Annotated in this window: 26 protein-coding genes; 18 read left to right on the top strand and 8 right to left on the bottom strand. The window is 72.4% G+C overall.

What is annotated here, in order from left to right:
- Nucleotides 1-97 precede the first annotated feature (97 nt).
- Together HS99_RS23640 and HS99_RS23645 are read left to right on the top strand one after the other, a co-directional pair.
- Nucleotides 98-994 (top strand): helix-turn-helix domain-containing protein, encoded by an 897-nt coding sequence (locus HS99_RS23640; protein WP_037828204.1) that lies wholly within the window; start codon nucleotides 98-100, stop codon nucleotides 992-994.
- A gap of 100 nt (nucleotides 995-1,094) precedes the next feature.
- On the top strand, nucleotides 1,095-2,372 hold the full coding sequence (locus tag HS99_RS23645; RefSeq protein ID WP_030550632.1) for a globin domain-containing protein: 1,278 nt from the start codon (nucleotides 1,095-1,097) through the stop codon (nucleotides 2,370-2,372).
- Here HS99_RS23645 and HS99_RS23650 read toward each other — a convergent pair.
- Nucleotides 2,365-3,753, bottom strand: a complete 1,389-nt coding sequence (locus HS99_RS23650) for a selenium-binding protein SBP56-related protein (protein ID WP_030550631.1) — start codon at nucleotides 3,751-3,753, stop codon at nucleotides 2,365-2,367. The genes HS99_RS23645 and HS99_RS23650 overlap by 8 nt on opposite strands.
- 246 nt (nucleotides 3,754-3,999) lie before the next feature.
- Between HS99_RS23650 and HS99_RS23655 the strand changes: the two genes are divergently transcribed.
- Nucleotides 4,000-4,971: an alpha/beta hydrolase gene (locus tag HS99_RS23655; RefSeq protein WP_050367187.1), complete on the top strand. Its 972-nt coding sequence runs from the start codon at nucleotides 4,000-4,002 to the stop codon at nucleotides 4,969-4,971.
- A 29-nt stretch (nucleotides 4,972-5,000) separates the two neighbouring features.
- Nucleotides 5,001-5,849, top strand: a complete 849-nt coding sequence (locus tag HS99_RS23660) for a spermidine synthase (protein ID WP_030550629.1) — start codon at nucleotides 5,001-5,003, stop codon at nucleotides 5,847-5,849.
- Nucleotides 5,850-6,441: 592 nt separating this feature from the next.
- Here the strand turns inward: HS99_RS23660 and HS99_RS23665 are convergent.
- Nucleotides 6,442-7,335, bottom strand: coding sequence for an NADP-dependent oxidoreductase (locus HS99_RS23665; protein ID WP_030278713.1), 894 nt, complete (start codon nucleotides 7,333-7,335; stop codon nucleotides 6,442-6,444).
- Between the two features lie 70 nt (nucleotides 7,336-7,405).
- Between HS99_RS23665 and HS99_RS23670 the strand changes: the two genes are divergently transcribed.
- The 6 genes from HS99_RS23670 (at nucleotide 7,406) to HS99_RS23695 (ending at nucleotide 12,269) form a co-directional block, all read left to right on the top strand.
- Nucleotides 7,406-8,011: a TetR/AcrR family transcriptional regulator gene (locus HS99_RS23670; RefSeq protein ID WP_030278711.1), complete on the top strand. Its 606-nt coding sequence runs from the start codon at nucleotides 7,406-7,408 to the stop codon at nucleotides 8,009-8,011.
- A gap of 90 nt (nucleotides 8,012-8,101) precedes the next feature.
- A complete protein-coding gene (locus HS99_RS23675; RefSeq protein ID WP_030278709.1) occupies nucleotides 8,102-8,944 on the top strand; it encodes a class I SAM-dependent methyltransferase in 843 nt (280 codons plus the stop codon).
- A gap of 288 nt (nucleotides 8,945-9,232) precedes the next feature.
- Nucleotides 9,233-9,898, top strand: coding sequence for a DedA family protein (locus tag HS99_RS23680; RefSeq protein ID WP_030278707.1), 666 nt, complete (start codon nucleotides 9,233-9,235; stop codon nucleotides 9,896-9,898).
- Nucleotides 9,899-9,986: 88 nt separating this feature from the next.
- Nucleotides 9,987-10,667: an O-methyltransferase gene (locus HS99_RS23685; RefSeq protein ID WP_030278705.1), complete on the top strand. Its 681-nt coding sequence runs from the start codon at nucleotides 9,987-9,989 to the stop codon at nucleotides 10,665-10,667.
- 73 nt (nucleotides 10,668-10,740) lie between these two features.
- Nucleotides 10,741-11,640 (top strand): Gfo/Idh/MocA family protein, encoded by a 900-nt coding sequence (locus HS99_RS23690; protein WP_030278703.1) that lies wholly within the window; start codon nucleotides 10,741-10,743, stop codon nucleotides 11,638-11,640.
- Nucleotides 11,637-12,269 (top strand): ribonuclease FAU-1 family protein, encoded by a 633-nt coding sequence (locus tag HS99_RS23695; RefSeq protein ID WP_046386277.1) that lies wholly within the window; start codon nucleotides 11,637-11,639, stop codon nucleotides 12,267-12,269. Before HS99_RS23690 ends, HS99_RS23695 begins: the two co-directional genes overlap by 4 nt.
- Nucleotides 12,270-12,275: 6 nt before the next feature.
- Here the strand turns inward: HS99_RS23695 and HS99_RS23700 are convergent, their stop codons facing one another.
- Complete coding sequence (locus tag HS99_RS23700; protein ID WP_030550625.1) at nucleotides 12,276-13,385, bottom strand: hypothetical protein; 1,110 nt, start codon at nucleotides 13,383-13,385, stop codon at nucleotides 12,276-12,278.
- 236 nt (nucleotides 13,386-13,621) lie between these two features.
- On the opposite strand from HS99_RS23700, the gene HS99_RS23705 reads away from it, so the two are divergent.
- The 3 genes from HS99_RS23705 (at nucleotide 13,622) to HS99_RS45160 (ending at nucleotide 16,869) form a co-directional block, all read left to right on the top strand.
- Nucleotides 13,622-15,628, top strand: a complete 2,007-nt coding sequence (locus HS99_RS23705; RefSeq protein WP_046386278.1) for a transglycosylase domain-containing protein — start codon at nucleotides 13,622-13,624, stop codon at nucleotides 15,626-15,628.
- A 23-nt stretch (nucleotides 15,629-15,651) separates the two neighbouring features.
- Nucleotides 15,652-16,659: a glycoside hydrolase family 113 protein gene (locus tag HS99_RS23710; RefSeq protein ID WP_030550623.1), complete on the top strand. Its 1,008-nt coding sequence runs from the start codon at nucleotides 15,652-15,654 to the stop codon at nucleotides 16,657-16,659.
- 72 nt (nucleotides 16,660-16,731) lie between these two features.
- The gene (locus HS99_RS45160) at nucleotides 16,732-16,869 is read left to right on the top strand and encodes a hypothetical protein (RefSeq protein ID WP_170066672.1); all 138 of its coding nucleotides are present in this window, start codon (nucleotides 16,732-16,734) and stop codon (nucleotides 16,867-16,869) included.
- 58 nt (nucleotides 16,870-16,927) lie between these two features.
- On the opposite strand, the gene HS99_RS23715 is transcribed toward HS99_RS45160, so the two are convergent.
- From HS99_RS23715 to HS99_RS23725, 3 genes are all read right to left on the bottom strand, one after another.
- Nucleotides 16,928-18,190 carry a polysaccharide deacetylase family protein gene (locus tag HS99_RS23715; protein WP_030550622.1) on the bottom strand — a complete coding sequence of 421 codons (1,263 nt, stop codon included), beginning with the start codon at nucleotides 18,188-18,190 and terminating at the stop codon, nucleotides 16,928-16,930.
- A gap of 120 nt (nucleotides 18,191-18,310) precedes the next feature.
- Nucleotides 18,311-19,294, bottom strand: coding sequence for a trypsin-like serine peptidase (locus HS99_RS23720; RefSeq protein WP_030278692.1), 984 nt, complete (start codon nucleotides 19,292-19,294; stop codon nucleotides 18,311-18,313).
- A gap of 115 nt (nucleotides 19,295-19,409) precedes the next feature.
- The gene (locus HS99_RS23725) at nucleotides 19,410-20,447 is read right to left on the bottom strand and encodes a medium chain dehydrogenase/reductase family protein (RefSeq protein WP_030278690.1); all 1,038 of its coding nucleotides are present in this window, start codon (nucleotides 20,445-20,447) and stop codon (nucleotides 19,410-19,412) included.
- 120 nt (nucleotides 20,448-20,567) lie between these two features.
- Between HS99_RS23725 and HS99_RS23730 the strand changes: the two genes are divergently transcribed.
- On the top strand, nucleotides 20,568-21,209 hold the full coding sequence (locus HS99_RS23730; RefSeq protein WP_030550620.1) for a TetR/AcrR family transcriptional regulator: 642 nt from the start codon (nucleotides 20,568-20,570) through the stop codon (nucleotides 21,207-21,209).
- Here the strand turns inward: HS99_RS23730 and HS99_RS23735 are convergent.
- Together HS99_RS23735 and HS99_RS23740 are read right to left on the bottom strand one after the other, a co-directional pair.
- Nucleotides 21,206-21,391, bottom strand: coding sequence for a hypothetical protein (locus HS99_RS23735; protein WP_030278685.1), 186 nt, complete (start codon nucleotides 21,389-21,391; stop codon nucleotides 21,206-21,208). The genes HS99_RS23730 and HS99_RS23735 overlap by 4 nt on opposite strands.
- Nucleotides 21,388-21,717 carry a recombinase family protein gene (locus HS99_RS23740; protein ID WP_050366979.1) on the bottom strand — a complete coding sequence of 110 codons (330 nt, stop codon included), beginning with the start codon at nucleotides 21,715-21,717 and terminating at the stop codon, nucleotides 21,388-21,390. The genes HS99_RS23735 and HS99_RS23740 overlap by 4 nt, the downstream gene beginning before the upstream one ends.
- 126 nt (nucleotides 21,718-21,843) lie before the next feature.
- On the opposite strand from HS99_RS23740, the gene HS99_RS23745 reads away from it, so the two are divergent.
- The 4 genes from HS99_RS23745 (at nucleotide 21,844) to HS99_RS23760 (ending at nucleotide 25,247) form a co-directional block, all read left to right on the top strand.
- Nucleotides 21,844-22,671, top strand: coding sequence for a helix-turn-helix domain-containing protein (locus tag HS99_RS23745; protein ID WP_030550616.1), 828 nt, complete (start codon nucleotides 21,844-21,846; stop codon nucleotides 22,669-22,671).
- Nucleotides 22,668-22,877, top strand: coding sequence for a DUF397 domain-containing protein (locus HS99_RS23750; protein ID WP_030550614.1), 210 nt, complete (start codon nucleotides 22,668-22,670; stop codon nucleotides 22,875-22,877). The genes HS99_RS23745 and HS99_RS23750 overlap by 4 nt, the downstream gene beginning before the upstream one ends.
- A gap of 130 nt (nucleotides 22,878-23,007) precedes the next feature.
- The gene (locus HS99_RS23755; protein ID WP_030550612.1) at nucleotides 23,008-24,036 is read left to right on the top strand and encodes a phosphotransferase family protein; all 1,029 of its coding nucleotides are present in this window, start codon (nucleotides 23,008-23,010) and stop codon (nucleotides 24,034-24,036) included.
- Entirely contained in the window at nucleotides 24,036-25,247 is a 1,212-nt protein-coding gene (locus HS99_RS23760; RefSeq protein WP_030550611.1) for an acyl-CoA dehydrogenase family protein, read from the top strand. Before HS99_RS23755 ends, HS99_RS23760 begins: the two co-directional genes overlap by 1 nt.
- Nucleotides 25,248-25,254: the final 7 nt, after the last annotated feature.

Below are 25,254 nucleotides of genomic sequence, written 5' to 3' on the forward strand. Positions count from 1 at the left end.
ATCGCACGAAAGCGGAACGTACGACTGCGGAACCTACGCACGGCAGTATCACCCTCGCCCGTGCCCCGGCGGTTCCTGCGGCCCGCATACTGCACTCATGGACCAGCGCACCGAACTCAGCGAGTTCCTCCGATCCCGCCGCGCCCGCCTGCGGCCCGAGGACGTGGGCCTGCCGGGCGGCACCACCCGCCGGCGGGTGCCCGGGCTGCGCCGCGAGGAGCTGGCCCAGCTCGCCGGAGTCAGCACGGCCTACTACACCCGGCTCGAACAGGGCCACGGCGAGAACGTCTCCGCCGCCGTGCTGGACGCCATCGCCCGGGTGCTGCGGCTGGGCCCCGCCGAGCGCGACCACCTCGGCCGGCTCACCAAGCCCGCCCGCCGCCGCCCCGGCGGCACCGGGCCCACCCGCCCGCAGCGGGTGCGGCCCGCGCTCCAGCAGCTGCTGGACACCATGGAGAGCGTGCCCGCGTACGTCCTCGGACGGCGGCTCGACATCATCGCCTGGAACCGGCTCGGCGCCGCCCTGCTCGGGGACTTCGCCGCGATGCCGCCCGAGCAGCGCAACATCGCCTGGCACGTCTTCCTCGACCCGGCCGCCCGCGAGCTCTTCGAGGACTGGGAGACCAAGGCCGGCGACGTCGTCGGCCTGTTGCGGCTGGACGCCGGGCGCTACCCGGACGACCGGGGACTCGCCTCGCTGATCGGCGAACTCTCAGTCAAGAGCGAGGACTTCCGCAGCCTCTGGGCCACCTACCGGATCCAGGACAAGGGCCACGGCACCAAGCGCCTGCACCACCCGGTGGTCGGGCCGCTCAGCCTCCAGTACGAGACGCTGCGCCCGGCCGGGGACGCCGACCAGGTGCTGGTCGCCTACCACGCCGAGCCGGGTTCGCCGTCCGCCGAATCCCTGCGGTTGCTGGCGAGTTGGGACGCCACCGAGCTCCGGCCGGAGCCCGCCGACCGGGCCGGCCGGGTCGCCGAGCAGAACCGGTAGCGGGCAGCGCCGTCGGTTCACGGAGGGCCGATGGTCCCGGGTCGGTCCGGGGCCATCGGCCCTTCTCGCGCGCGGCGGTGGGCAGTTGACTGGATCGGTCATGGACAACAGCCGCACGGCCGATGCCGCCACCGCCACCGCCGAGTACGACCGCCTGATCGCCCGCCACCACGCGATGAGACTGCGGCGCCAACTCCTCACCCCCGCCGGTCCGTCGGAGGCCGCTCCCGGAGCCGATCCGGGTTCCGCCGGCCACGAGGGCTACGACGGCTCCGTGGACCAGCAGGTGATCCGGCGCGACCTCGACCTGGTCGCCCCGCTGTCGGAGCTGATCGACCACCTCTACGCGGTCATGTTCCGCCGCCGCCCGTACCTGCGCGCGCTCTTCCCCGCCTCGATGGAGTTCCAGCAGTCCCACCTGGAACGCGTCCTCCAGCACCTGGTCGACCACCTCCATCGGCCCGCCGAACTGGCCCGGACGCTCCGCCAGCTCGGTCGCGACCACCGGAAACTGGGCGTCCGCCCGGTCCACTACGAGGCCTTCGAGGAGGCCCTGTGCGCGGCGATCCGGCACCGGGCCGGCGAGCACTGGACGGACGGCCTCGAAGCCGCCTGGGTGCGGATGCTGCGCTTCGCCGTCGGCGCGATGGTCGCCGGCGCCGACTCCGCGCTCGCCGAACCCCCGTACTGGCACGCCGTGGTGACCGGCCACGAGCGCCGCCGCCCCGACCTCGCCGTCCTGCGGGTGCGCACCGGCGAGCCGTACCCCTACCGGGCCGGCCAGTACGGCACGGTCGAACACCCGGCGCTGCCGCACACCTGGCGGCAGTACTCGATCGGCTGCGCCCCGCGCGGCGGCAACGAGCTGGAGTTCCACGTCCGCCGGACCGGCCCCGGCGGTGTCAGCGCGGCCCTGGTCGAGCGCACCGCCGTCGGCGACCGGCTGCGCCTCGGCCCGCCGCGCGGCGGCCTGCTGCCCGAGGGCGACGGCCGGGGCGGGTCCCGCGACCTCTTGCTGGTCGCGGGCGGCACCGGACTCGCCCCGATGAAGGCGATCGTCGAACAGCAGGTGCTGCACCGTCCGCCGGGCCGCCGCGTTCACCTCTTCGTCGGCGCCCGCGACCGGGCCGACCTCTACGACTGGTCCGCGCTGGCCGAACTCGGCCTGCACAAACCCTGGTTGGCCATCACCCCGGTGACGGTCGGCCGCCTCGCCGACACCGTCGCCGCCGCCGGGGACTGGCGCGAACACCTGGCGTGCGTCAGCGGGCCGGCCGGGATGGTCGCCTCGGTGCGGTCCGAACTGCTGACGGCGGGGCTTCCGTCGGCACGGGTTCGGTACGACCAGGTGCTCTCCCGGTGGTCACGTCCTACCTGAAGCAGTAGGAGTCCGAGGAGGCGTCGCCGCCCGCCAGATGGGTCTGGTGGACGCGCAGCCCCCGGAAGTCGGCGCCGTGCGGGAAGAAGCGCTCGTCGATGCTCAGCCCGCCGTTGACCGGGTCGGCTTCCAGCTTGACCAGCCAGGGGTCGATCCCGTCCGGGTAGAACTGGTCGTCCCAGGCGCCGTAGAGGGAGTTGGTGAGGTAGAGCCGCCGCCCGTCCCGGCTGATCTCCACCATCTGCGGGGCCCCGTTCAGCGGACGCCCCGGCTCGGCCGGGTGCGGCGTCCGGGCGGCGATCCCGCCCAGGCGCACCGAGGAGGCGAGCCGGGGGTGGAACGGGTCCGAGACGTCGTACTGGAGCAGCTCGCCGGTGCCCCAGGCCGAGACGTACAGCCAGCGGTCGTCCACCGACAGGTTGATGTCCGTCACCAGCGGCGGCACCGCGCCGAACGGCTGCAGCGCGGGGGGCAGTTCGTCGGCCGAGGCGGGTACCGCCGGGATCTCGATCACCTTGCGCGCGGTGAACGCCGGGCCCTCCCGGTACCAGAGCCACACCGAGGAGGAGAGGTCCTCGACGTTCACCACCACGCCGGCGAACCCCCACTCCGCCTGCGGGTCGTGCGCCGGGCGCAGCTCCAGCACCATCTGGTACTGGTCCCCGAGGTCGACCCGCTGGAGGTGCCGCCCGGTGCCCAGCTCCCAGAAGTGAAGTGCGTGCCCGTACTTGCGGCCGAGCAGCTGGTCGGGCAGCACGCCGTCCTCGACCATCCACGGGGTGCCCCACTCGCTGGTCACCCCGACGTCCGTCCCGAGGTGCCACCAGACGTCGTAGGCGAAGTGCTGCGGCCCGCGCTCGGTCTCCCAGGGGCGCAGCACGTCGAAGGTGGTGTGGTCGAGCAGCGCCACCCCGCCGGGCCCGTCGCCGCCGTCCGCCGCCCCGAGGCAGGACAGGAAGACGCCGTCCGGGCCGCAGTGCAGGGTGTGCGGCCGGGAGTAGCCCGCCCGCTCCGCAAGCTCCTTGGCCTCCACCGTCTTGACCAGCCGGGGCCGGACCGGGTCGGGGTGGGTGTCCATCACGTGCAGCCGCGAGGACCGCAGGCCGGGCAGCAGCAGGTAGCGCCGCTCCGGGTTCTCGTGGCAGGCGTGCGCCAGGGCGCTGGAGCAGGCGTTCCACCCGAAGTGGTGCAACTCGTCGCCCAGTGTGGGAAGTTCGGCGAAGTTGAGCACCTTCCCGTAGCTCGCCGACTGCGGATCGGTGTCGACGGTCAGCAGGGCGTCCGGCCGTTGCCCCGACCGGTCGAACCCGGCCACGTACGCCAAGGTCTCCGGCGGAGCCGCGATCGCCTCGGCAGCCGACCGGTAGAGCGACGAATCCATCTGTTCTCCCAACTCGCCGTGTCCGTCCGGGCAGCGTTCCACACGACCACCGGCGCACAGCAGGCGCACGGGAAGCGGCCGGGAGGCGCGCACGGCCACCCGGGTCAGGGGCGCGACAGGCGGCGAGGCGAGGCCCTGCGCCGACGTCGCCGCGCAGCGCGGATCTACCGGCCGGTATGGTCAGGGGCGGACCGGGTGGTCACCCGCCGTGGCGGCGGGCGGAGCAGAGGACGGGTGCGGCGGCAGATGGAGTTTCGGGAAGACATCCTGGGTGCCCCCTACGAGGCGACGGAGCTGGAGCTGCGTGCCGACGACGAGGGAGCGGTCTGCGCGACCCTCGTGCGGCGACTGGTGCCGGGGGCCGAGCGGGCCGTGCTGTACATCCACGGGTACAACGACTATTTCTTCCAGACCAACCTGGCCGACCACTATGCCGCGCTCGGGTTCTCCTTCTACGCCCTGGACCTGCGCAAGTACGGGCGCTCGCTGCGGCCGCACCAGTCGCCGAACTTCGTCCGGGACCTCGCCGAGTACGACGAGGAGATCGACGAGGCGGTCCGGATCATCCGGGAGGTCGACGGCCACCGGCAGCTGCTGCTGAACGGGCACTCCACCGGCGGCCTGGTCGGCGCCCTGTGGGCGGGCCGCCGCGCCGGGCGGGGCGTGGTGGACGGGCTGTTCCTGAACAGCCCCTTCCTGTCCATGCCCGCCGGGGCGGCCGTGCGGACCGCCGGCGGTCCGGTGGTGACGGCGATCGGCCGGCTGAGGCCGACCCGAATCCTGCCCTCCTCGCTCAACCCGCACTACACCCACAGCCTGCACCGGGACCACAAGGGCGAGTGGGACTTCGACCTCCGGCTCAAGCCCGCCGAGGGCTTCCCGCTGTACGCGGGCTGGCTGTCCGCGATCCACCAGGGCCACCGGCAGCTGCGGCGCGGACTGGGCATCGACGTGCCGGTGCTGCTGATGGCCTCGACGAAGTCCATCTCCACCACCACCTGGCACCACGGCCTGCACCAGGCCGACGCCGTGCTGCGGGCCGACGACATCGCCGCCCAGGGGCCGAAGCTGGGGCGGCACGTCACGGTCGTCCGGATCGAGGGCGGCATGCACGACCTGGTGCTCTCCGGGGAGGCGGCGCGTACCAAGGTGTTCGCCGAACTGGACCACTGGCTCGCCGCCTACCTGGACGTCCGGCCGGTGGGGGAGGACGCGTGACGGACGAGCCGGCCACGGGCGAGCCGTCCATGGACGAGCCGGTGCCGGTCGGACGGACCACCGACCTCGGCTTCGCCAAGCTCATGCCGGACATCGACCGCGACGGCGGCTGGCTGCTCACCCTCGACGGCACCCCGCAGTCGTACGTCGACCTCGCCGACCCGACCCACCTCGAGTTCGAGTACACCCGGCGGATCGGCCACCTCGTGGACGCCCTCGCCCCCGCCGGCCGTCCCCTGGACGTGCTGCACCTGGGCGGCGGCGCCCTCACCCTGCCCCGCTACCTGGCCGCCACCCGCCCCGGCTCGCGCCAGCAGGTGGTGGACGTGGACGGGCCGCTGCTCGACCTCGTCGCCGAGCACCTGCCCTGGCAGGGCCCCGGCGCGGACATCACCGCGACGGTGGGCGACGCCCGGGCCGCACTGGCCGCCACCCCGGCCCGTTCGCAGGACCTGGTGATCGCGGACGTCTTCCACGGCTCCCGCACCCCGGCCCACCTCACCTCGGTGGAGTTCCTGCGGCTGGCCGCGGCCGCCCTGCGCCCCGGCGGCTGCTACGCCGCCAACCTGGCGGACGGCCCGCCACTGGCCTTCGCCAAGGCCCAGGCGGCAACGGTGCGGGCGGTGTTCCCGCACGTCTTCCTGGTCGCGGAGGCCCCGGTGCTGCGCGGGCGCCGCTACGGCAACATCCTGCTGGCCGGCTCGACGGCGCCGCTCCCGACGGCGGAGCTCACCCGCCTGCTGGCGGGCGACATCTTCCCGGCCCGGCTCACCGAGGGCGAGGAACTGGCCGCCCTGGTCGGCCGCACCGCCCCGGTCACCGACGCCGACGCCACCGACTCCCCGCCCCCGCCGGACGGCGCCTTCAGCGTCGGCTGATCCGGCGGCTCCGCCTTCCGCCCGGTCCGACAGCGCCGCCGACGCCGTCCAGGTTGTCCAGCCGGCGCGCAGCAGGCCGGGGAACCGCTCGTCGAACTCGTCGGCCCGCAGCCGGGCGCTCCGCTGCTGCCACTGACGGGTGCGGAGGAACAGGCCGCACTCGCGCAGCCGCGCAAACCGCCGCTCCTGCCCGGCGGGCACTTACTGTCCCACAACCACCCCAACCGACTTCGCCAGCAGAGTCGTGAGGCCGACTTCTCGTGCGGTGAACCCCGTGGCCCGCGGGGCCCGTGGCCGGGGCACTGCCAGTTGCCGGGTCCCCTCGTCAGGCCGAGGGTCGGGGGATTGTCGGCCCGGGTCGGCACCAGAAGTCGGTCTGGCCGACTTCTGCTGCAGCCGACCCGCACGGCCTGTGGCTGAGGGCCGGTGTTGGGCCGGATGGAAGCCGGTGGCGAGGGCCGCCGTCGGCGCGAGAAGTCGGTGTGGTCGACTTCCTGTGCAGGGAGGCTGGCGTGCCGTCAGGGCGTGGCGCAAGCCGCCCGGCGGGGGGAGCCGGGCGGCTTGCGGCGGCGGGATGTTGGTGCCGGGGAGGTCAGGGAACGATGACGCGGCGTCCGCGGGCGTGGCCTGCTTGGCTGTCGACGTGGGCGGCTGCGGCCTCGGCGAGCGTGTAGGTCCTCTCGACCGGGATGTGGAGCCTTCCGCGCGAGATGAGGTCGGCGGCCACGGAGAGCGCCGCCGGTACGCTCCCGGCTACGCCGGAGAAGCGGACGCCGAGGTCGGGCGCGCCGAGGTCGGCGATGGTGATCACCTTCTGCGGGTCCCCGGTCAGTTCGACGAGTTCGCGGATCACGCCCGAGCCGGCCAGGTCGAGGGCGGCGTCGATGCGGCCGAGTTGCCGTACCCGGTCGACCCAGCCCTCGCCGTACGTCGTGGGGAGGGCGCCCAGGCCGCGCAGGTAGTCCTGGTTGGCGGCCCCGGCCGTGCCGATCACCGTGATGCCGCGGTCGCGGGCGATCTGCAGCACCGCCGAGCCGACGCCGCCCGACGCGCCGCTGACCAGCAGCGTCTGCCCGGGCTGCACGCCGACCTCGCGGATGATGCGCAGCGCGGTCTCCACCACGGACGGGTAGCCGGCGGCCTCTTCGAAGGACAGGCCCTCGGGCATGCGGGCCCAGGCCGACAGCACGGTGAACTCGGCGTAGGTGCAGGCGCCTTCGCCGAACACGCGGTCGCCGACCTCGACCCCTTCGACGCCCTCGCCGACTTCGTCGACCACCCCGGCGGCGTCCAGGCCGACTCCGGAGGGCAGCTCGGTCGGATGGGCTCCCAGTTTCTGGCCTTCGCGGATCCTCCAGTCGACGGGGTTCACGCCGGCCGCCCGTACGGCGATGCGTATCCGACCGGGGCCCGCGTGGGGCTCCTCGGCGTCGATGAGTTGCAGAACGTCGGGGCCGCCGAACTCGGCGAAGCTCACTTTCCTCATGCGGTGAACCGTAGCACTAACCGTTAGTGTTTTGGAACTGTTGTGGTTTCGTATTTGCTAGGGTCACGGTATGACCGCGCCGCCCGGCCGCCGTGAGCGCAAGAAAGCCGCGACCCGCCAGAAGATCGCCGACACCGCCCTCCGGCTCTTCCTGGAGCGCGGGTACGAGGCGGTGGGAATCCGTGACGTGGCCGCCGAGGCCGACGTGGCCGTCACCACGCTCTTCTCCCACTTCGCCTCGAAGGAGGCCCTGGTCTTCGAGCGGGACGACGACTTCGAGCAACGCCTCACGCGGGCGGTCACCGGCCGGGCGCCGGACCAGCCGCTCATCCCCGCGCTGCGCCGTGAGATCGAGGCCCTGGTCCGGCACTGCACGGCGGACGGCGCCGCCCCGATCTGGCGCATGATCGACGAATCGCCCGCCCTGCGGGAGTACGAGGAGTCGATGAGGCTGCGCCACGCGGAGTCGCTGGCAGCGGCCATCGCCGCTGATCCCGAGCTGTCACCGACCACGACGGCGAGCCGGACGATCGCGAGGTTCGTGATCGACGCCTACTCGCTGGCCCGTGAGGCGGCCGATCCGGACGCCGCGCTGGACGAGATCTTCGGGATGATCGAGGCGGCCTGGGCCGTCACCCGCCCCTCCGGGGAGCCCGACGGGAGGGCCGCCCTGTAGCCGGGTCCGGCGCGTCGGGGGGAAGGGCGGCACCGGGTCGGTGTCAGAATCGGCGGGGTCCGGGCCGGGGTTGTCCACGGAGGAGTCGAGATGAGCGGCGGCGGCGAACGACCGGAGTTGGAGCAGGTGCCGGAGACGGCGCTGTGGACGCTGTGGCACCGGGCGCTGGAGGCGCGCCGGCCGGACGCCGTGCTCCACGATCCCGAGGCCGTCGAGCTGGTCGACCGGATCGACTTCCCGTTCGCGGAGCGGTTCGGCGCCAGCGGCGTCCAGGGCCAGCTCCAGGCCCTGCGCGTGGCCTGCTTCGACCGCGAGGTGGCGGACTTCCTGGCGCGGGAGCCGCGCGGCACGGTGGTCTGTCTGGGGGACGGCCTGGAGACCCAGTACTGGCGGGTCGACAACGGACGGGCCCACTGGCTGAGCGTGGACCTGCCCGAGTCGGTGGCGCTGCGGGAGAAGCTGCTGCCTCCCGGGCCGCGTCAGCGCTACCTGGCCGCGGACGCCACCGACCTGGACGCCTGGGCCGACGAGGTGGACCGCGATCAGGCGGTGCTGATCAGTGCGCAAGGACTGCTGATGTACCTTCCGCCCGCCCGGGTGAGGTCCCTGATCGCGGGCTGCGCGGAGCGCTTCCCGGGCGGCTCCCTCGTACTGGACGCCGTCCCGCGCTGGTTCGGCCGACTCGCCTCGGCGGGGAGGATCCGCGGCCGCGGGTACCAGGTGCCGCCGATGCCGTGGGCGATGGACGCGGACGAGCGGGACAAACTCCGCACCGCCAGTCCGGCTGTGGTGGCGGTACGGGATGTCCGGCCGACCGGCGGCCGCGGACTCCTCGGCGCCCTGCTGCCACTGGCCATGACCGTCCCGCCGCTGGCCAGTCGCCGCCTCTCCGTCACCGTCCTGGACTTCGCCGAGCGGACCGGGCAGGCGTAGCAGTGGGCGACGAACGGGCGGGATGCCGCTCACGCGGTGGATCATGCAGTGTCCGGCGGCGGCCGCACGACGTTTTGCCCAATCTTGAAGGAATGCCGACCGGGCTGGAACTATTGGTGCGGGGGCGCACGTCGTAACCAGGGGTGATCGGCCGGGGGGCGGGCTGTTCGGCACGTTAGGCTGCGCCCCGGGGGAGCGGCCTGGTGCCGCCATCGGACAACCACCGGGACGGGTGTTCGGCTCCACGGGGAGCCGGGGCCGTTCCGAGCTGCCACGGAGGTGCTGGCCTTGCACATCGACGCCTGGATCGAGAGCGTCCCACCGACTGCGGTGTACGCCCTGATCGGCCTGATCATCGGGCTCGAGTCGCTGGGCATCCCGCTGCCCGGCGAGGTCGCCCTGGTCACGGCGACCCTGATGGCGGTCAAGGGCGTGGTGAGCCCGTGGGGGATCGCGGCCTGCGCGATCGCGGGCGCGATCATCGGCGACTCGATCGGGTACTCGATCGGCCGCAAGGGGGGCAAGCCGCTCTTCGAGAAGCTGGGGCGGAAGTTCCCCAAGCACTTCGGGCCCTCGCACCTGGCCACCGCCGAGCGCTCGTTCCAGAAGTGGGGCATGTGGGCGGTCTTCTTCGGCCGCTTCATCGCGCTGCTGCGCATCTTCGCCGGTCCGCTGGCGGGCGCGCTGAAGATGCCCTACTGGAAGTTCCTGATCGCCAACGTGCTGGGCGGCGTGATCTGGGCCGGCGGTACGACGCTGCTGGTCTTCAAGGTGGGCAAGGCCATCGAGCCGTGGCTGTCCCGGTTCTCCCTGGTGGCCCTGGCGGCGGCCGTCGTGGTGGGCGCGACCTCGGCCTGGCTGATGAAGCGCCGGGCGGCGAAGACCCACGCGAAGATCGAGGCCGAGGAGGCGGCGAAGGCCGCCGAGGCGCTCAAGGCTCCCGTCGCGGAGTGACGGAGCGTAACGGATACTGTGCCGGCGTCGTCGGGCCCCGGAGTAGCATCGGCTGGAACCTGTCGATCTTGCACCACTGGAGGGCCCGATGACGCAGCCGACGCAGCAGACGACGTGGAACGCCGTGGACGCGTACTTCTCCGAGCAGTTGGTCGGCCACGACCCGGCGCTGGAGGCCGCCACGGCCGCCGCCGACGCCGCCGGGCTCCCGAAGATCGCGGTGGCGCCGAACCAGGGCAAGCTGCTGCACCTGCTGGCGCTGACCCAGGGGGCGCGCCGGATCCTGGAGGTCGGCACGCTCGGCGGCTACAGCACGATCTGGCTGGCCCGGGCACTGCCCGCGGACGGCACGCTGATCTCCCTGGAGCTCGACCCCCGGCACGCCGAGGTGGCGCGCGGCAACCTGGCCCGTGCCGGGCTGGGCGAGGTCGCCGAGGTGCGGGTCGGCCGGGCCGCCGACTCGCTGGCGGCGCTGGTCGAGCAGGGCGAAGAGCCCTTCGACCTGGTGTTCATCGATGCGGACAAGCCGAGCAACCCCGAGTACTTCCGCCGGGCGCTCCAGCTGACCGGGCCGGGTTCGCTGATCATCGTCGACAACGTGGTGCGCGGCGGGGCCATCGCCGACGCCGCCAGCACCGACCCGGCGATCGTCGGCACCCGCACCCTGCACGAGCTGATCGCCGCCGAGCCGAGGGTCACCGGGACGTCCGTCCAGACGGTGGGCAGCAAGGGCTACGACGGGTTCACGCTGGTGCGGGTGCAGGGTTGACCGAGGTGCACCTGAGCGAGGTGCAGGGCTGAGCGAGCACAGCGCAGGGCAAGAGAGAAGGAGCGGAGACATCGTGCGCATCGGACTGCTGGGCACCGGCACCTGGGCCGAGCGGGTGCACGCGCCCGTGCTGGCGGAGCACCCCGGGCTGGAGTTCACCGGCGTCTGGGGCCGCCGGCCGGAGGCGGCCGAGGCGCTCGGCGTGGCGCACGGTGTGCCAGGGTACGGCGACCTCGACCGGCTGCTGGCCGAGGTGGACGCGGTCTCCGTCGCGCTGCCGCCGTCCGTCCAGGCGGGGCTCGCCGTACGGGCCGCCGAGGCGGGCCGCCACCTGCTGCTGGACAAGCCGGTCGCGTTCACCGTGCCGGACGCCCGGGCGGTGGCCGAGGCGGTGCGCGCGCACGAGGTGGCCTCGGTGGTGTTCTTCACCGTCCGCTTCGGCGGCGAGCAGATCCCGTGGATCGAGCGGCAGGCGGAACTCGGCGGCTGGTTCACCGGCCGCTCGGACTGGCTCGGCTCGGTGTTCGCGCCGGGCAGCACCAGCCCGTACGCGGCCTCGCCGTGGCGCCGGGAGAAGGGCGCGCTGTGGGACGTCGGCCCGCACGCGCTGTCCGTGCTGCTCCCGGTGCTGGGCGACGCGACGCAGGTCACAGCGGTCGCCGGGCCGCTGGACACCGTGCACCTGGTGGTGCGGCACGTCGGGGGCGCGTCCAGCACGATGGCGCTCAGCCTGACCGTGCCGCGGGCGGGCGGCGGCGCCGTGATGGAGCTGCGCGGCGAGCACGGGGTGGCGCAACTGCCCGAGCGCGGCGAGGCCCCGACCGTCGCCCTGCACCGGGCGGTGGACGCCCTGCTGGCCTCGGCCGCCTCCGGCGAGCCGCACCCCTGCGCGGCGGACTTCGGTCTGCGGGTGGTGGAGATCCTGGCCGGGGCCGAGCGCTCGCTGGCCGACGGCCGTCCGGTGGACCTGTGAGGCCCGCCACGACGCCTCCGGAGCATGTCCCGGGGCAGGTGCTGCGCTGGAACTTCCACTTCGGCGGGCAGCTGACCAGCTGCCTGCCGATGCGGGTGGTCGAGTGCGGCCCGGACGGGCTGCTGCTCTGGCTGGCGGCCGGTTCGCCGCTGTGGAAGGCCGAGCTGCCCGACGGGCAGCACATCCGGGACATCCCGCCGGAGAGCCACCCGGCCGGGGGCTACCCGATGGTGGCCGGGGAGTGGGACGCGATCAGCGCGCTGATCCACCAGCCGGCCAGTGAGCCGTACGCGGTCTGGTGGATCTTCGAGCCCGGCAGCGGCTTCTCGCACTGGTACGTGAACCTGGAGCGCCGGGAGTACCGGGGCGGGGAGATCGACGTCCACGACCTGGAACTGGACCTGGAGGTGGACGCCGAACGGCGGTGGCGCTGGAAGGACGAGGAGTCCTTCGCCGCCAAGACCGGGCACCCGGCGTTCTGGAGCGCGGCACAGGCCCGTGCGATCCGGGCGGGCGGCGAGGCGGTGGCGCGGCTGGTCGAGGCGGGGGCGTTCCCCTTCGACGGCACCCACCGCGACTTCGCCCCGCCCGCCGACTGGCCGCTTCCGCCGCTGCCCGCCCGGCCGTAGGGCGTCTCAGGCCGGCGGCAGCGTGGGCCGGGAGTTGTCCGGCCGGCGGTCGGTGGGCCGGGCCGGCGGGATGACCGGGGCGTGGAAGTCGCGCGGGCCGGTCCACAGCGTGGGTACGGCGTCGCTGCGGCGGGCGAGTTCGTAGGCCAGCGCCTCGTAGTTGACGCGCCAGCCGCGGAAGTGCCGCCAGGCTTCCTCGACCGGGCGTTCGTGCGCGAAACCGGCGGCGGTGATCATGGCGACGGCGCCCAGGTACTCGGCGTAGGTGAGGCGGATCGGGGTGTCCGGGTCGGGGTCGGTGTCGAAGTCGACGCGCAGCGAGCGGCCGATGTCGCGCATCGCGGTGAAGCCGGCCCGGATCACCAGCCGGGCCTCGGGCGGGGCAGAGCGCGGGCAGAGGGCGAGGTGCAGGGCGGCGGCGTCCATGACGGCGATCAGGCCGACCACCCAGCTGCGGTTGGGCTGCGGGGAGCGGAAGGACAGCAGCACCGGGTAGTTGGAGTGGCTCTCGCCGATGTCGGCGGCCAGGCGCTCCCAGTCGCGGTAGAGCTGGGGGAGCGCCGTCTCGGTGTCGACCAGGGACTGACGGGCGAGCAGCTCCGGCCCCCAGGCCGGCTCGCCGGCCCGGGACTGGAGCAGGGTCACCTCGGTCTCGCGCCGCTGGTAGGCGGCGTACAGGGTGGGCAGGTAGGCGATCTGCAGGGCGATCACCAGCGGGCCGCTGGCGGCGGCCAGGAAGTCGATCGCGGACAGCTGCAGCCGCTCGCCGCTGGCGTAGCCGAGGGTGAACAGACTGGACCCGGCCTCCCGGATGGACACCGACCAGCTGAGGTCGGAGATGCCGTGCAGCAGCAGGGTGTAGGCGAGCAGCATCCCGCTGAGCCATATCCCGAGCATGCCGAGCAGCACCAGCGGGGCCAGCCAGGTCAGCGCGCGGTCCTGCGCCCGGTAGGTGCCGAACGGCGCGGCCCACAGCCGTAGCACCGTGCGCAGCACCCACCAGAGCCGGTGCACCAGGGCCGAGTAGAGACCGCGGGGGACGACCAGGGTGCGCAGGATGCTGCCCACGACGAGCAGGAGCAGCAGCACGCCGAGCAGCGTGTGGATCAACCTCATGCCGCCATTCTGGCGGTAGGCCGCGGGGGACGGGCTCCCAGGGGCTCCGGGCGGGTCCCGCAGGGGTTCCGGGCGGGGTTCCGGGCGGGGTTTTCCACGGCTTCCGCAGGGATCCCGCAAGGGTTCCGCCTACCGCTATGAGCATGATCACACCGGTTTCGCCCGTCCAACGGACCGGCCTGTCGGCGTCTATCCAGTGGAGGGGTCTGTCCCACGAGCGAAGCGGAGAGCGGCCTGTGAGTGCACATCAGGACGGGGAAGTCGAGGAGCGGAAGGCCGGGCGCCGCCGGTGGCGTGCGCTGCGGTGGATCGACTACCCGCGCGGCGGGCGGCGCGGCGTCCGCCGCTGGCTCCCGTCCTGGCGGCAGCTGCTCGTGGTGGTGGGGCTCCCGGCGGTGGCGCTGACGGCGCTGGCGGCCTGGTTCTACGCGACCACGGAGGTCCCGGACGACCTGAACGCCTTCGCCACCCAGCAGAACAACGTCTACTACTGGGCCGACGGCACCGAGATGGCCCGGATCGGCGACACCAACCGGCAGGAGGTGCCGCTGGACCAGGTGCCGGAGCCGGTGCAGTGGGCCGTGCTGTCCGCCGAGAACGAGACCTTCTACTCGGACCCGGGGATCTCCCTCAAGGGCATCAGCCGTGCGGTCTACGAGATGCTCTCGGGCGGCGACACCCAGGGCGGCTCGACCATCACCCAGCAGTACGTGAAGAACATCTACCTGAACCAGCGCCAGGACGTCTCCCGCAAGCTCAGCGAGATGGTCATCGCGGTCAAGCTGGACCGGCGGATGAGCAAGCGGGAGATCCTGGCCGGCTACCTGAACACCAGCTGGTTCGGGCGCGGCAGTTACGGCATCGAGCGCGCCGCGGCGGCGTACTACGGCAAGGACGTCTCGCAGCTGAACCCGAGCGAAGGCGCCTTCCTGGCAGCCCTGTTGAAGGGGGCCGGGCAGTACGACCCGGCGCTGGGCGCGGCCAACCACGAGCGGGCCGAGGAACGGTGGTCCTGGATCCTGGACCGGATGGTGGAGGCCGGCAAGCTGTCCGCCGCCGAGCGCGCCACGTACACGGTGTTCCCGGAGCCCCGGCCGCAGCCGAAGGCGGCCGGGCTGAGCGGGCAGGTCGGGTACCTGGTGGACATGGCCCGGAGCTACGTGGAGAGCCACACCGACATCACGCCCGCCCAGTTCGACCTCGGCGGCCACCAGATCTTCACCACCTTCGAGAAGCCGAAGGTCAACGCCCTGGCCGCGGCGGTGCAGGAGGCCACCAAGGGCATCGACCCCGGCAGCCGGGAGGCCGACAAGCTGGTGAAGGTCGGCGCCGCGTCGGTGGCCCTCGACGGGCGGATCGTGGCGCTGTACGGCGGCCCCGACTACCTGAAACAGGGCTTCGACAACGCCAATGCCTCGACCGTGCCGATGGGTTCGGCCTTCACCCCGCTGGTGTACGCCGCCGGGCTCGACCAGGGCGTCCAGCGCCGGCGCGACGGCAACCGGACCCCGGTGACACCCGGCACCACCTACGACGGCGACAACGGCGTGAACGTGACGACCCCGGAGGGCCCGTACTGGGGGCGCGACGGGAAGACCGTGAAGACCGCCAACGACGGCAAGCGGAACTGGGGCCAGGTGACCCTGCGCAGCGCCGTGGAGCAGTCCGTCAACGGGCCGATGATGCAGCTCGCCATGGACGTCGGCCTGGACCGGGTGCAGCAGACCGCGGCCGCCCTGGGCCTGCTGCCGGACAGCATGGGCGAGTTGGTGCCCGCCTTCGGCGTCGGCAACTCCAAGCCGAGCGCGATCCGGGCCGCCGACGCCTACGCCGCCTTCGCGGCCGGCGGCCGCCACACCGACCCGTACTCGGTGCTCAGGATCACCCGCAACGGCGCGCAGCTCGACCTGCGGCTGCCGACCGCCGTTCAGGCGCTGCCCCCGTCGGTGGCGGCGGACGTCGACACGGCGCTCAAGGGGGCGGTGCGCGGCGGCAGCGCCCAGTCGCTCGCCGAGGCGGGCCCGGGCCTGGCGGCCAAGCCCGGCACCACCCCGGACCGTACGGCCGGATGGACCGTCGGCTACAACGGGCAGCTGTCCACGGCGGTCACCGTCTTCCGGGCGGACCTGAAGGACATGAAGCTGTTGTCATTGGAGGGCCTCGGCGGGGCAGCGCCGGACACCCCGGACTCCGAACTGCCGGGCCGGATCTGGACCTCGTACATGAAGGAGGCGGGCCGGTAGGAGAATTCCGGTAGAACAGAGGGGTGAAGATCAACGGCATCACCTATGACACCGGCACCCCGACCGTCGACGGCTCCGTCACCCGTCCGGGCCTCACGGCGGCGACGATGCGGCGGGAACTCGCCGCGGTCGCCGGCGAACTGTACTGCACCGCGGTCCGGATCACCGGCGACGACGTCACGAGGATGCGGCAGGCCGCGGAGACGGCCATCGGCCTCGGCCTGGCGGTGTGGCTCTCCCCGATGCTGCCGAACGCGGACGAGGCGGCGACGCTGGGAGCCGTCGCCGCGGCGGCCGAGGTCGCCGGGGAGCTCCACCGGGCCGGCGGCGACGTCACCCTGGTGGTCGGCTGCGAGCTGAGCGCCTTCATGACCGGACTGGTTCCGGGTACGGACATCGCCGCCCGGCTGGCCGCGCTGGCGGACCCGATGAGCTGGCCGCCGGAGTACTTCGCGGCCGGTCCGCCGCCGGTCCGGTTCAACGCCTTGCTGGCCACCGCCGTCGCCACCGCCCGGAAGCACTTCGACGGTCCGGTCACCTACGCCGCCGGGCTGTGGGAGGACGTCGACTGGACGCCCTTCGACCTGGTGGCGGTCGACGCCTACCGGGACGCCGCCAACGCGGCGACCCTCCGGACCACGCTCGAAGCGCTGCACGGGCACGGGAAGCCGGTGGTGGTGGCCGAGTTCGGCTGCGCCGCGTTCACCGGGGCGGCCGACCACGGCGCCCTGGCCTGGACCCTGGTCGACCGCACGGACGGCGTCCGCCGACCGCGCCCCGGACTGGTCCGGGACGAGGCGGCCCAGGCCGCCGAACTCACCTCGCTCATCGAGCTGTTCACGGCGGCGGGGCTGGCCGGAGCGTTCGTCTTCACCTATGTGACCCCCGCCTACCCGGCGTCCGACGACCCCCGGGAGGACCTGGACACGGTCGGCTACGGCCTGGTCCGCTCCTGGCCGGACGGGCGCACCACGCCCAAGGCCGCCTTCGGGGCCGTGGCCCGGGCGTACGCGCCGCCCGGCATCGGCTGAGGTCCTCGCCGGATCAGCCCTCCCGCACCCAGGGCCAGGAGCTTCTCCGGGTCGCGGACCACCCGGATCCGGGTGACCCGGCCGTCGTCCGAGACCTCGAAGGAGGCCACCGTGGTGCTCGGCATCGCGCACGTCCCTGCGGTCCACCTCCTGCTGGGGGTGCGGAAGTTCGGGCTCAGCGTGCTCGCCCTGGCGCGGCGCACCGGCTGAGGGGGTCCTGCTGGATCGCCCGCCCGCCCGGCCGCCCGCCCGGCCGGCTGCCCGCGCGTCACTTCACCAGGCGGGACCAGTCGGCCGGTTGGCCGGGGTCGAGCTGGCGCAGCTTGTCGAGGACCTTCGGATCCTGGGTGTCCAGCCAGTCGGCGACCTGGCGGAAGGTGACGCAGCGGACGCCGTCCCGGTGGCAGACGTCCTTCACCACGTCCTCGATGGCCTGCATGTAGATGCCGCCGTTCCAGTCCTCGAAGTGGTTCCCGATGAACAGCGGGGCCCGGCTGCCGTTGTAGACGCGCTCGAAGCCGGCGAGGTAGCTCTCCTTGGTCTCCTTCTCCCACTCGTCGAACTTCTTCGGATCGCCCTTGGAGGTGTTCCCGGACTGGCCGGCGAGGAAGTTGAAGTCCATCGAGAGGCCCTGGGAGCCCTTCGCCGGGAAGGGCAGCAGCTGGAGCGGAAAGTTCCAGATGCCGTCCTTCTTGCTCGGCCAGACCTGGAACTCGCCGGGGGAGCTGGCGTCGTAGCGGAAGCCCGCCGCCTTCTCGGCCGGGAGGAGGTTCTTCTGCCCCTCCAGGCAGGGGGCTCGGCCGCCGACCAGTTCCTTGGTGTAGTCGAAGGGAAGCGGCGGGAGGTCCTTGTAGCCCGTGTTGGTCTTCCAGTTGGTGACGAAGGAGACGGCCTGGTCCAGCTCGCTCTTCCACTCCTCGGCGCTCCAGTCGTCACCGCCCTTCTTCCCGCAGAAGTGCCCGTTGAAGTGGGTGCCGATCTCGTTGCCGTCCAGCCAGGCCAGGCGCAACTGCTCCAGGGTGTCCTTGATGTGGGCGTCGGTGGCGTAGTCGATCGAGGCGGCGCCCGGGTCGTGCTGGGGCGGGTGGTAGAGGGTGCGCTTGGACTTGGGGAGGGTGTAGATGCCGCTCAGGAAGTACGTCATCTGCGCGTTGTTCTCCGCGCCCAGCTTGCGGAAGCGGGAGAACAGGTGGTCGTCGCCCTCCAGGCCGCCGTCCCAGGAGAAGACGACGAACTGCGGTGGCTTCTCGCCCGGTTTGAGCTTCTCGGGCGTGGGCTGCTTTGGCTGGGGGCCGGTGTAGGAGGTGGAGCCGTCGCCGAGGACGTGGACCTTGCCGTCCCAGGTCGGCGTCGGGGTGGGGGTGGGAGCGGGGGTGCCGGCGGGTTCCGGTTCCGGCTCCGCTTCAGGGGCGGTGGGATCGGGGGCGGCGGCGTTCGGTCTGCCCCGCGAGAAGGAGTCTCCCGTGGTGAGCGTGAGGGACGCGACGACCCCCACGGCCAACAGGACGACCGCACCGCGAGCAGTCCGCACGGATTCCCCTTCTCCCGGCCTACAGTTCGATCGAACAGAACATTCATGTGATCGATGACCTGAGGGACGGAAAAGGTTGCACGGGTCGTCGAACAATCTCGCGAACGGGAGCGCGGGGGTTCAGGAAGCGGGGGCCGCCGGAGGCGCGCCAGTGGTCGCGGCGTCGTAGAGGTCCCGGGTGGCGGAGCCGAACGAGGCGCTGTAGGAGATCTGGGGGGTGTTGCCCCCGGTGTGGTAGCCCCCGATGATTCCGATCACCGCCCAGCCGCCCGGCCACGGCACCAGCATGGGCCCGCCCGAGGTCCCGCCGACGAAGCCGTCGCACGCGATGCGTTCGAAGGTGCCCGGATCCGCCGGGTCGTCGCTGGCCCACCAGGTGGTCCAGCTCAGGCACTCCAGCGGTTTCGGCGCGCCGCCCGGGTACCCGATCATCCGGACCGGAGCGTGGAACCAGCCGGTGCCGGTGAGCAGCCGGACCGCGCCCACCGCGTCCTCCAGCCGCTCGCCGTCCTGGTTGGGCTCGGTCACGGCGAACCCGAAGTCGTAGGCGGCGCCCGCGTGTTCACCCTTGTCGTAGTACTCCTGCGGGACGTAGACGCCGTTGCTCCTGACCGGGAAGATGCCGAACGGCTTGAGTCCGTCGTGGTACTGCGGGACGAAGCCCAGGTTCCGCTCGGGGGCGGTGCCGGAGTAGCCCTTGAGGCAGTGCCCCGCGCTCAGCACCAGGTCGTGGTCGGGACTGTGCACCACGGAGGCGCTGCACGTACGACCGGTGCCGCCGGCGTCGGTCCAGAAGAACGTGCCCACTGGGGGGATGCCGTCGAAGCTCCTGCTCGACGGGATGAACTCCCCGGGCCGGGGGCCGTCCGCCGGGGCCGCCGCTGCCGTAGTCGGTGCGGTGGGTGCGGTGGGTGCGGTGGGTGGGGCGGGGGCAGGTAGGGCGGCCGCCATGCGGGCCGGGGTCCAGTACGCGTTGAGCCGCTTCGCGGTCGGGTTGGCCGGGCCCGGTGTTGCGGCGCCGGCGGCGGGGACAGGCCCGGTCGTCAGGAGCAGGGTGGTTGCTGCGGCGGTGGCACGGCTGATGAGCCTCGTCCTGCGCACCATCAGTTGTCCTTCCTGCGTCGGTGGGCCGATGGTTCAAGGCTCCCGTGGAAGGACCGTGGGCGCTACGCCAGTGCGCTGTTTCCCATGGACCGGCCCGTGGAGCACGCCGCCGACGTCAGGCGACGATGACGACCTTGCCCGCGACGGTGCGTGACTCTGCCAGGGCGAGCGCGGCCGCGGCCTGGTCCAGCGGGAACTCCGCGGCGACCTGGGCGGTGAGAGTGCCGTCGGCGAGCAGGGTCAGCACCTGGGTGAGGTCCTCGCGCAGGCGGGCGCGGAAGGACGCGGGGCGGCGCTTGCCCGCCCAGAGGTTGTAGAAGTGCGCGGACCTGCCGTTGGGGAGGAGGTTCCACAGGGCCAGCCGGGCGAACAGCTTCAGCACCGGGAGCCGCGAGTTGCCGGCCTCGTCCTTGGTGGCGGCGGTGCCGTAGGACACCAGGGTCCCACCGCGGCGCAGCAGCCGCCAGGACTCCTCCAGCCCGGCGCCGCCGACGTGGTCGAACACCGCGTCGACGCCGTGCGGTGCGAGCTGCCGGATGCGGCGGTACTGCTCGGGGTCGCGGTAGTCGACGGGGGTGGCGCCCAGGGCGCGGACGGCGTCGTGGTGCCGTGCGGAGGCCGTGCCGATCACCGTGATCCCGGCGTGCCGGGCCAGCTGGACGAGGGTGGAGCCGACGCCGCCGTTGGCGCCCAGCACGACGATGGTGGCGCCCCGGGAGACCTTCGCGGTGCGGTGCAGCATCTGCCAGGCCGTCACGCCGTTGACCACCACGGTCTCCGCGTCGGCGGCCGCCACCCCGTCCGGTACGGGGACGGCGTCAGCGGCGTCGAGCAGCAGGTGGCTGGCCCAGGCCCCGGTCTTGGTGACGGCGGCGACGCGGCGCCCGACCATCGCGGGGTCGACGCCGGGGCCGGTCGCGACCACCGTGCCGACCACGTCGTAGCCGGGCACGAAGGGGAAGGGCGGCTGGTCGTAGTACTTGCCTCGGCGCATCTGCTGCTCGGCGAAGGAGACGCCGGTGGCCTCCATCCGCAGCAGGACCCGGCCCGCGGTCGGCGGCGGGAGGTCGCGGGTGCGGAGCCGGAGGCCGCTCGGCTCGACCTCGCCCGGCAGGACGACCTCGGTGGCGGGGGTGGCGACGGGGTTGCTCATGGCGTGCTCCGTTTCGGGGCGGTGGCGGTGACGGTTGTGGCTACGGCCGTAAAGTTACAGGTGTAAGTTCACGGCCCGCAAGGGCTGCCGGTCGTAAGTTCTCACCTGTAAGCTCACGCCATGGGAAACGACGAACCGAGCACGCCCCCCGCCCGCGCCCGCAACCGCCGCGGGGAAGGTGCCCGTCTGCGCGAGGACATCGTGGCGGCGGCGGTCGAACTGCTGGACGAGGCCGGCACCGAGAGCGCCGTCACGCTGCGGTCGGTGGCCCGCCGGGTCGGGATCGCCGCCCCGTCGATCTACCGGCACTTCCCCGACCAGCCGGCCATCATGCTGGCCGTGGTGCGGCAGGCCTTCGACGAGTTGGAGGCCCAGCTGCGGGCAGCCCTGGGCAGTGCCGGTGAGGATCCGCAAGGGCGGCTGTTCGCCCTCTGCCGCGCGTACCTGGGGTTCTCCCGGGAGCACCCCGAGCGCTACCGGACCATGTTCGGCGGCGTCTGGGTGCCCGCGCTGCAGGACAGCAGCGTGACGGTGGATGATATGAGCGCCCTCGGGCAGGGGGTGCTCCAGTTGCTCATCGAGGCTCTGGGCGCGTGCGTGGCCGCGGGCGTGTCCGGCAGTGATGATCCCTACGCGGACACCGTGGCCCTCTGGCTGGGCCTGCACGGGCTGGCCCACCAGCGGGCGGTCACGGTCGCCTTCGCCTGGCCCGAGGACATCGCCGACCGGCTCGTCGTCGCGCTGGCGCGGCTGAAGAGTTAGCTGGCGGGGGAGTTGGTGCGGGTCCAGGCGAGGGCCTGGGCGTAGGAGTAGAAGCGGAGCGGCTCGTCGGCCGGGGGGAGGGCCTTGACGAGGTGGGTGGTGGTGCGGTCGCGGACGACCCAGACCTGGTAGGAGGCGCCGTGCGGGGCGTCGGCGGGGAGGATGGCGTAGCGCTCGGTCATCGCCGGGTCGCGATCTGGATGAAGCCGGAGGCCTTCTCCACGCGCTCGGCGAACTCGTTGAACTCGCCGTCGATGGGGGAGATTGTCGCCTTGGTGGGGACGAGGATCGCGCCGGCTCGGCGGTCGAGGAGGCGCTGAAGGGCGGCCTGGAGCATGGGCCGGTGCTCGGGCCCCTTCGCGTGGGTCTCGTCGTCGACGACGATGAGGGAGATGTCCCAGTTGAAGGTGTTGGCGTAGGACTCGCACATGCGCAACTCGCGCTCGGGGAAGGCGGAGTTGCTCTTGGCCAGGTACAGGACGACCTGGAAGGGGATGGTGGGGGGCATGGGTGTCTCCATGGTTGCACACTGCGTCCGGCGAATCACCGGATGTAGCCATGGTGGCGTGTGGGGGGTTACGATCTCCAGGCCGCAACCTTCACGGTTGTGCCGAGTGACAGCCAGGGAGACGCCTTGGAGCTCTTGGAAATTGACTCGACATCATCTCCGGCCGTTCGCTTCGGCGAGGAACTTCGCAGGTTGCGGCGTTCCAGGCGCTGGTCGCAGTCGGAACTCGGTCGGCGCATGGGCTACAGCCATGGCCTGGTCTCGTACGTCGAGCGGGCTAAGAAGCCCGTCACCCTTAAATTCGCGGTGGCGGCAGACCGGGTGTTCGACACGGGTGGCGTCTTCAAGGAGCTCTGGCGCCGGATCTCGAACGCCAGTCTGCTGGAGGGATTTGCCGAGTTCGTGGACGCGGAGGCGCGCTGCCGGAAGCTGCGAACCTTTGAATTGGGAGTGATGCCAGGTCTGTTGCAGACCCTGGACTATGCCGCTGCCCTGGAGGTGGGGAGTGTCCGCCGTGGGAGCATCACTCAGGCCCAAGCCGCTGGGCGAGTTGACTTCCTGGCCGGTCGGCAGAGGCTGCTGGAGAAGGACCGGCCGCCAATCATTCATGCTGTGCTCGACGAGAGTTGCCTGCTGCGCACTGTGGGTGGTGCGGAGGTCATGCGTGCGCAGTTGGATCATCTTCTGGCGTTGGCCGAGAGGCCGAACATCACCATCCAGGTGGCCCCGTTCCGGCTGGGTGAGCAACGGCCGTTTCTCCTGCCGGTGGTGCTGTTGACGCTTCCCGACAGGTCGGTGGTGGGCTACGCGGAATCCCATTCGCGTGGCCATCTGGAACGGGGGAGGGAAAGCGTTGCGGGCTGGGAGGAGGACTACGATCACCTGAAGGTGGAGTCGTTGGACACGACGGCTTCGCTCGCCATGATCCGCGCTGTTCGGAAGGAAGTTCAATGACGGCCCATAGCCTGGCAGGCGCACGGTGGGTGAAGAGTCGCCACAGTGGCAACGGTGGCAACTGCGTCGAGGTGGCCCCGGACTTCCCCGGCGTGATGCCCGTACGTGATTCCAAGGATCCCGAGGGGCCGGTGCTCCTCTTCCCGGCCGAGGCGTGGAAGTCCTTCGTCGCTGCGGCTGCCTCGGGCGAGTTCGGCGACATCTAGTCCCATCCGTCTTCCCTGCGAGCCTCCGGACTGACCAGTCCGGGGGCTCGTGGCATTGACAGGAGGGTCCTTGCGCTGAATGCTAAGCAAGCGCTTAGTCATCGATCTCGCCACCCTCAGGAGCCGCCCGATGTCCGAGACCCCCGCCGATCCGCCCGGCCTGGATCTGGGCCGCCTCCGCTCGTACCTGGACCAAAAGCTCCCGGGGATCGTCCAGGGGTCTCTGCGTGCCGACCTCATCGAGGGGGGCCGCTCCAACCTCACGTACGTCCTCAGCGACGACGCCTCCCGCTGGGTCCTGCGCCGCCCCCCGCTCGGGCACGTCCTGGCCACCGCGCACGACATGGGCCGGGAGTACCGCGTGATGTCCGCCCTCCGTGACACCGGCGTTCCCGTCCCGAACATGCTCCTGATCGACCACGACACCGACGTCCTCGGCGCTCCCTGGTACCTCATGGAGCACGTCCCGGGCGTCGCGCACCGGTCCCGGACGACCCTGGCCGCCGTCGGCGAACAGCGGGTCGCCGCGCTCGGCCGCCGCCTGGTCGAGACCCTCGCCGCCCTCCACAGGATCGACCCGTCCACCGTCGGCCTCGCCGACTTCGGCCGGCCCGACGGCTACCTGGAGCGCCAGCTGAGCCGCTGGTCCAAGCAGCTCGCCGCCTCCCGCAGCCGCGACCTCCCCGACCTCGACCGGCTGCACGCCCTCCTCTCCGACCGCCTCCCGACCTCTCCGGCCCCCGCCCTGGTCCACGGCGACTACCGCCTCGACAACGTCCTGGTCGACGACTCCGACACGATCACCGCCGTCCTCGACTGGGAGATGTCCACCCTCGGCGACCCGCTCACCGACATCGGCCTCCTGGTGATGTACACCGAGCTGGCCGGCGTCGGCGGCGGCATCATCCCCTCCGCCATGACCGCCCCCGGCTTCCCCAAGGCCGACGAAATCGTCTCGTACTACGCCGAGTTGACCGGACGCCAGGCCGCCGACCTCGACTGGTACGTGGCCTTCGCCTCCTTCAAGCTGGCCGCCGTCGCCGAGGGCATCCACTACCGCTTCCAGCAGGGCCGCACCCTGGGCGCCGGTTTTGAGCGCGCGGGCGAGATGGCCCCGATCCTCGCCCGGCACGGCCTCGGCACCCTCAAGGAGAACTGATGGACTTCGCCTACGACGCCCGCACGAACGAACTCCGTGAGCAGCTGCTCGCGTTCATGGACCAGCACGTCCACCCCGCCGAGCCCGTCCTGGCCGCCCAGCTCGCCGACCCCGCCCGTGAGCCCTGGGCCGTCCCGTCCGTCGTCGCCGACCTCCAGGCGGAGGCCCGCAAGCAGGGCCTGTGGAACCTCTTCATCCCCGGCGAGCACGGCGCCGGACTCACCAACCTCCAGTACGCCCCGCTCGCCGAGATCACCGGCCGCAGTATCCAGTTGGCCCCGCCCGCCCTCAACTGCGCCGCCCCCGACACCGGCAACATGGAGCTGCTCGCCCAGTTCGGCAGCGCCGAGCAGAAGGAGCGCTGGCTGCGCCCGCTCCTCGACGCCGAGATCCGCTCCGCGTTCGCGATGACCGAGCCCGAGGTCGCCTCCTCGGACGCCACCAACATCGCCACCCGGATCGAGCGCGACGGCGACGAGTACGTCGTCAACGGCCGCAAGTGGTACATCACCGGCGCGATGAACCCGGACTGCAAGCTGTTCATCGTGATGGGCAAGACCGATCCGACCGCCGAACCGCACCGCCAGCAGAGCATGGTGATCGTCCCGCGCGACACCCCGGGCGTCACCGTCAAGCGCGGCATGACCGTCTTCGGCTACGACGACGCCGACCACGGCGGCCACGCCGAGGTGCTGTTCGACGGCGTCCGCGTCCCGGCCGAGAACCTGATCGGCGAGGAGGGCACCGGCTTCGCCATCGCGCAGGCCCGGCTCGGCCCGGGCCGGATCCACCACTGCATGCGGGCCATCGGCATCGCCGAACGCGCTCTGGAGCTCATGTGCCGCCGGGCGAGCGAGCGGGTGGCCTTCGGCCGTCCGCTGGCCGAGCAGGGCGTGGTGCAGGACTGGATCGCCGAATCCCGGGTGCGGATCGAGCAGTTGCGGCTGCTCGTCCTCAAGACCGCCTGGCTGATGGACACCGTCGGCAACCGCGGCGCCCACACCGAGATCCAGGCCATCAAGATCGCCACCCCGCGCACCGTCGAGTGGATCCTCGACAAGGCCGTCCAGGCCCACGGCGCCGCGGGCGTCAGCCAGGACACCCCGCTGGCCCAGCTGTGGGCGGGCAACCGCACCCTGCGGCTCGCCGACGGGCCGGACGAGGTCCACAAGCGCTCGCTGGCCCGCCGGGAGCTCAAGCGGTACCGCTGATGCGCGA

The organism is Kitasatospora aureofaciens (genome assembly GCF_001188955.3).
Classification (GTDB): domain Bacteria; phylum Actinomycetota; class Actinomycetes; order Streptomycetales; family Streptomycetaceae; genus Kitasatospora; species Kitasatospora aureofaciens.

Excerpts from the sequence above, each read along its gene's own strand:
- HS99_RS23640 (WP_037828204.1), top strand. The coding sequence starts at position 98 with ATGGACCAGCGCACCGAACTCAGCGAGTTCCTCCGATCCCGCCGCGCC.
- HS99_RS23645 (WP_030550632.1), top strand. The coding sequence starts at position 1,095 with ATGGACAACAGCCGCACGGCCGATGCCGCCACCGCCACCGCCGAGTAC.
- HS99_RS23650 (WP_030550631.1), bottom strand. The coding sequence starts at position 3,753 with ATGGATTCGTCGCTCTACCGGTCGGCTGCCGAGGCGATCGCGGCTCCG.
- HS99_RS23655 (WP_050367187.1), top strand. The coding sequence starts at position 4,000 with ATGGAGTTTCGGGAAGACATCCTGGGTGCCCCCTACGAGGCGACGGAG.
- HS99_RS23660 (WP_030550629.1), top strand. The coding sequence starts at position 5,001 with ATGGACGAGCCGGTGCCGGTCGGACGGACCACCGACCTCGGCTTCGCC.
- HS99_RS23665 (WP_030278713.1), bottom strand. The coding sequence starts at position 7,335 with ATGAGGAAAGTGAGCTTCGCCGAGTTCGGCGGCCCCGACGTTCTGCAA.
- HS99_RS23670 (WP_030278711.1), top strand. The coding sequence starts at position 7,406 with ATGACCGCGCCGCCCGGCCGCCGTGAGCGCAAGAAAGCCGCGACCCGC.
- HS99_RS23675 (WP_030278709.1), top strand. The coding sequence starts at position 8,102 with ATGAGCGGCGGCGGCGAACGACCGGAGTTGGAGCAGGTGCCGGAGACG.
- HS99_RS23685 (WP_030278705.1), top strand. The coding sequence starts at position 9,987 with ATGACGCAGCCGACGCAGCAGACGACGTGGAACGCCGTGGACGCGTAC.
- HS99_RS23700 (WP_030550625.1), bottom strand. The coding sequence starts at position 13,385 with ATGAGGTTGATCCACACGCTGCTCGGCGTGCTGCTGCTCCTGCTCGTC.
- HS99_RS23720 (WP_030278692.1), bottom strand. The coding sequence starts at position 19,294 with ATGGTGCGCAGGACGAGGCTCATCAGCCGTGCCACCGCCGCAGCAACC.
- HS99_RS23725 (WP_030278690.1), bottom strand. The coding sequence starts at position 20,447 with ATGAGCAACCCCGTCGCCACCCCCGCCACCGAGGTCGTCCTGCCGGGC.
- HS99_RS23730 (WP_030550620.1), top strand. The coding sequence starts at position 20,568 with ATGGGAAACGACGAACCGAGCACGCCCCCCGCCCGCGCCCGCAACCGC.
- HS99_RS23735 (WP_030278685.1), bottom strand. The coding sequence starts at position 21,391 with ATGACCGAGCGCTACGCCATCCTCCCCGCCGACGCCCCGCACGGCGCC.
- HS99_RS23740 (WP_050366979.1), bottom strand. The coding sequence starts at position 21,717 with ATGCCCCCCACCATCCCCTTCCAGGTCGTCCTGTACCTGGCCAAGAGC.
- HS99_RS23750 (WP_030550614.1), top strand. The coding sequence starts at position 22,668 with ATGACGGCCCATAGCCTGGCAGGCGCACGGTGGGTGAAGAGTCGCCAC.
- HS99_RS23755 (WP_030550612.1), top strand. The coding sequence starts at position 23,008 with ATGTCCGAGACCCCCGCCGATCCGCCCGGCCTGGATCTGGGCCGCCTC.
- HS99_RS23760 (WP_030550611.1), top strand. The coding sequence starts at position 24,036 with ATGGACTTCGCCTACGACGCCCGCACGAACGAACTCCGTGAGCAGCTG.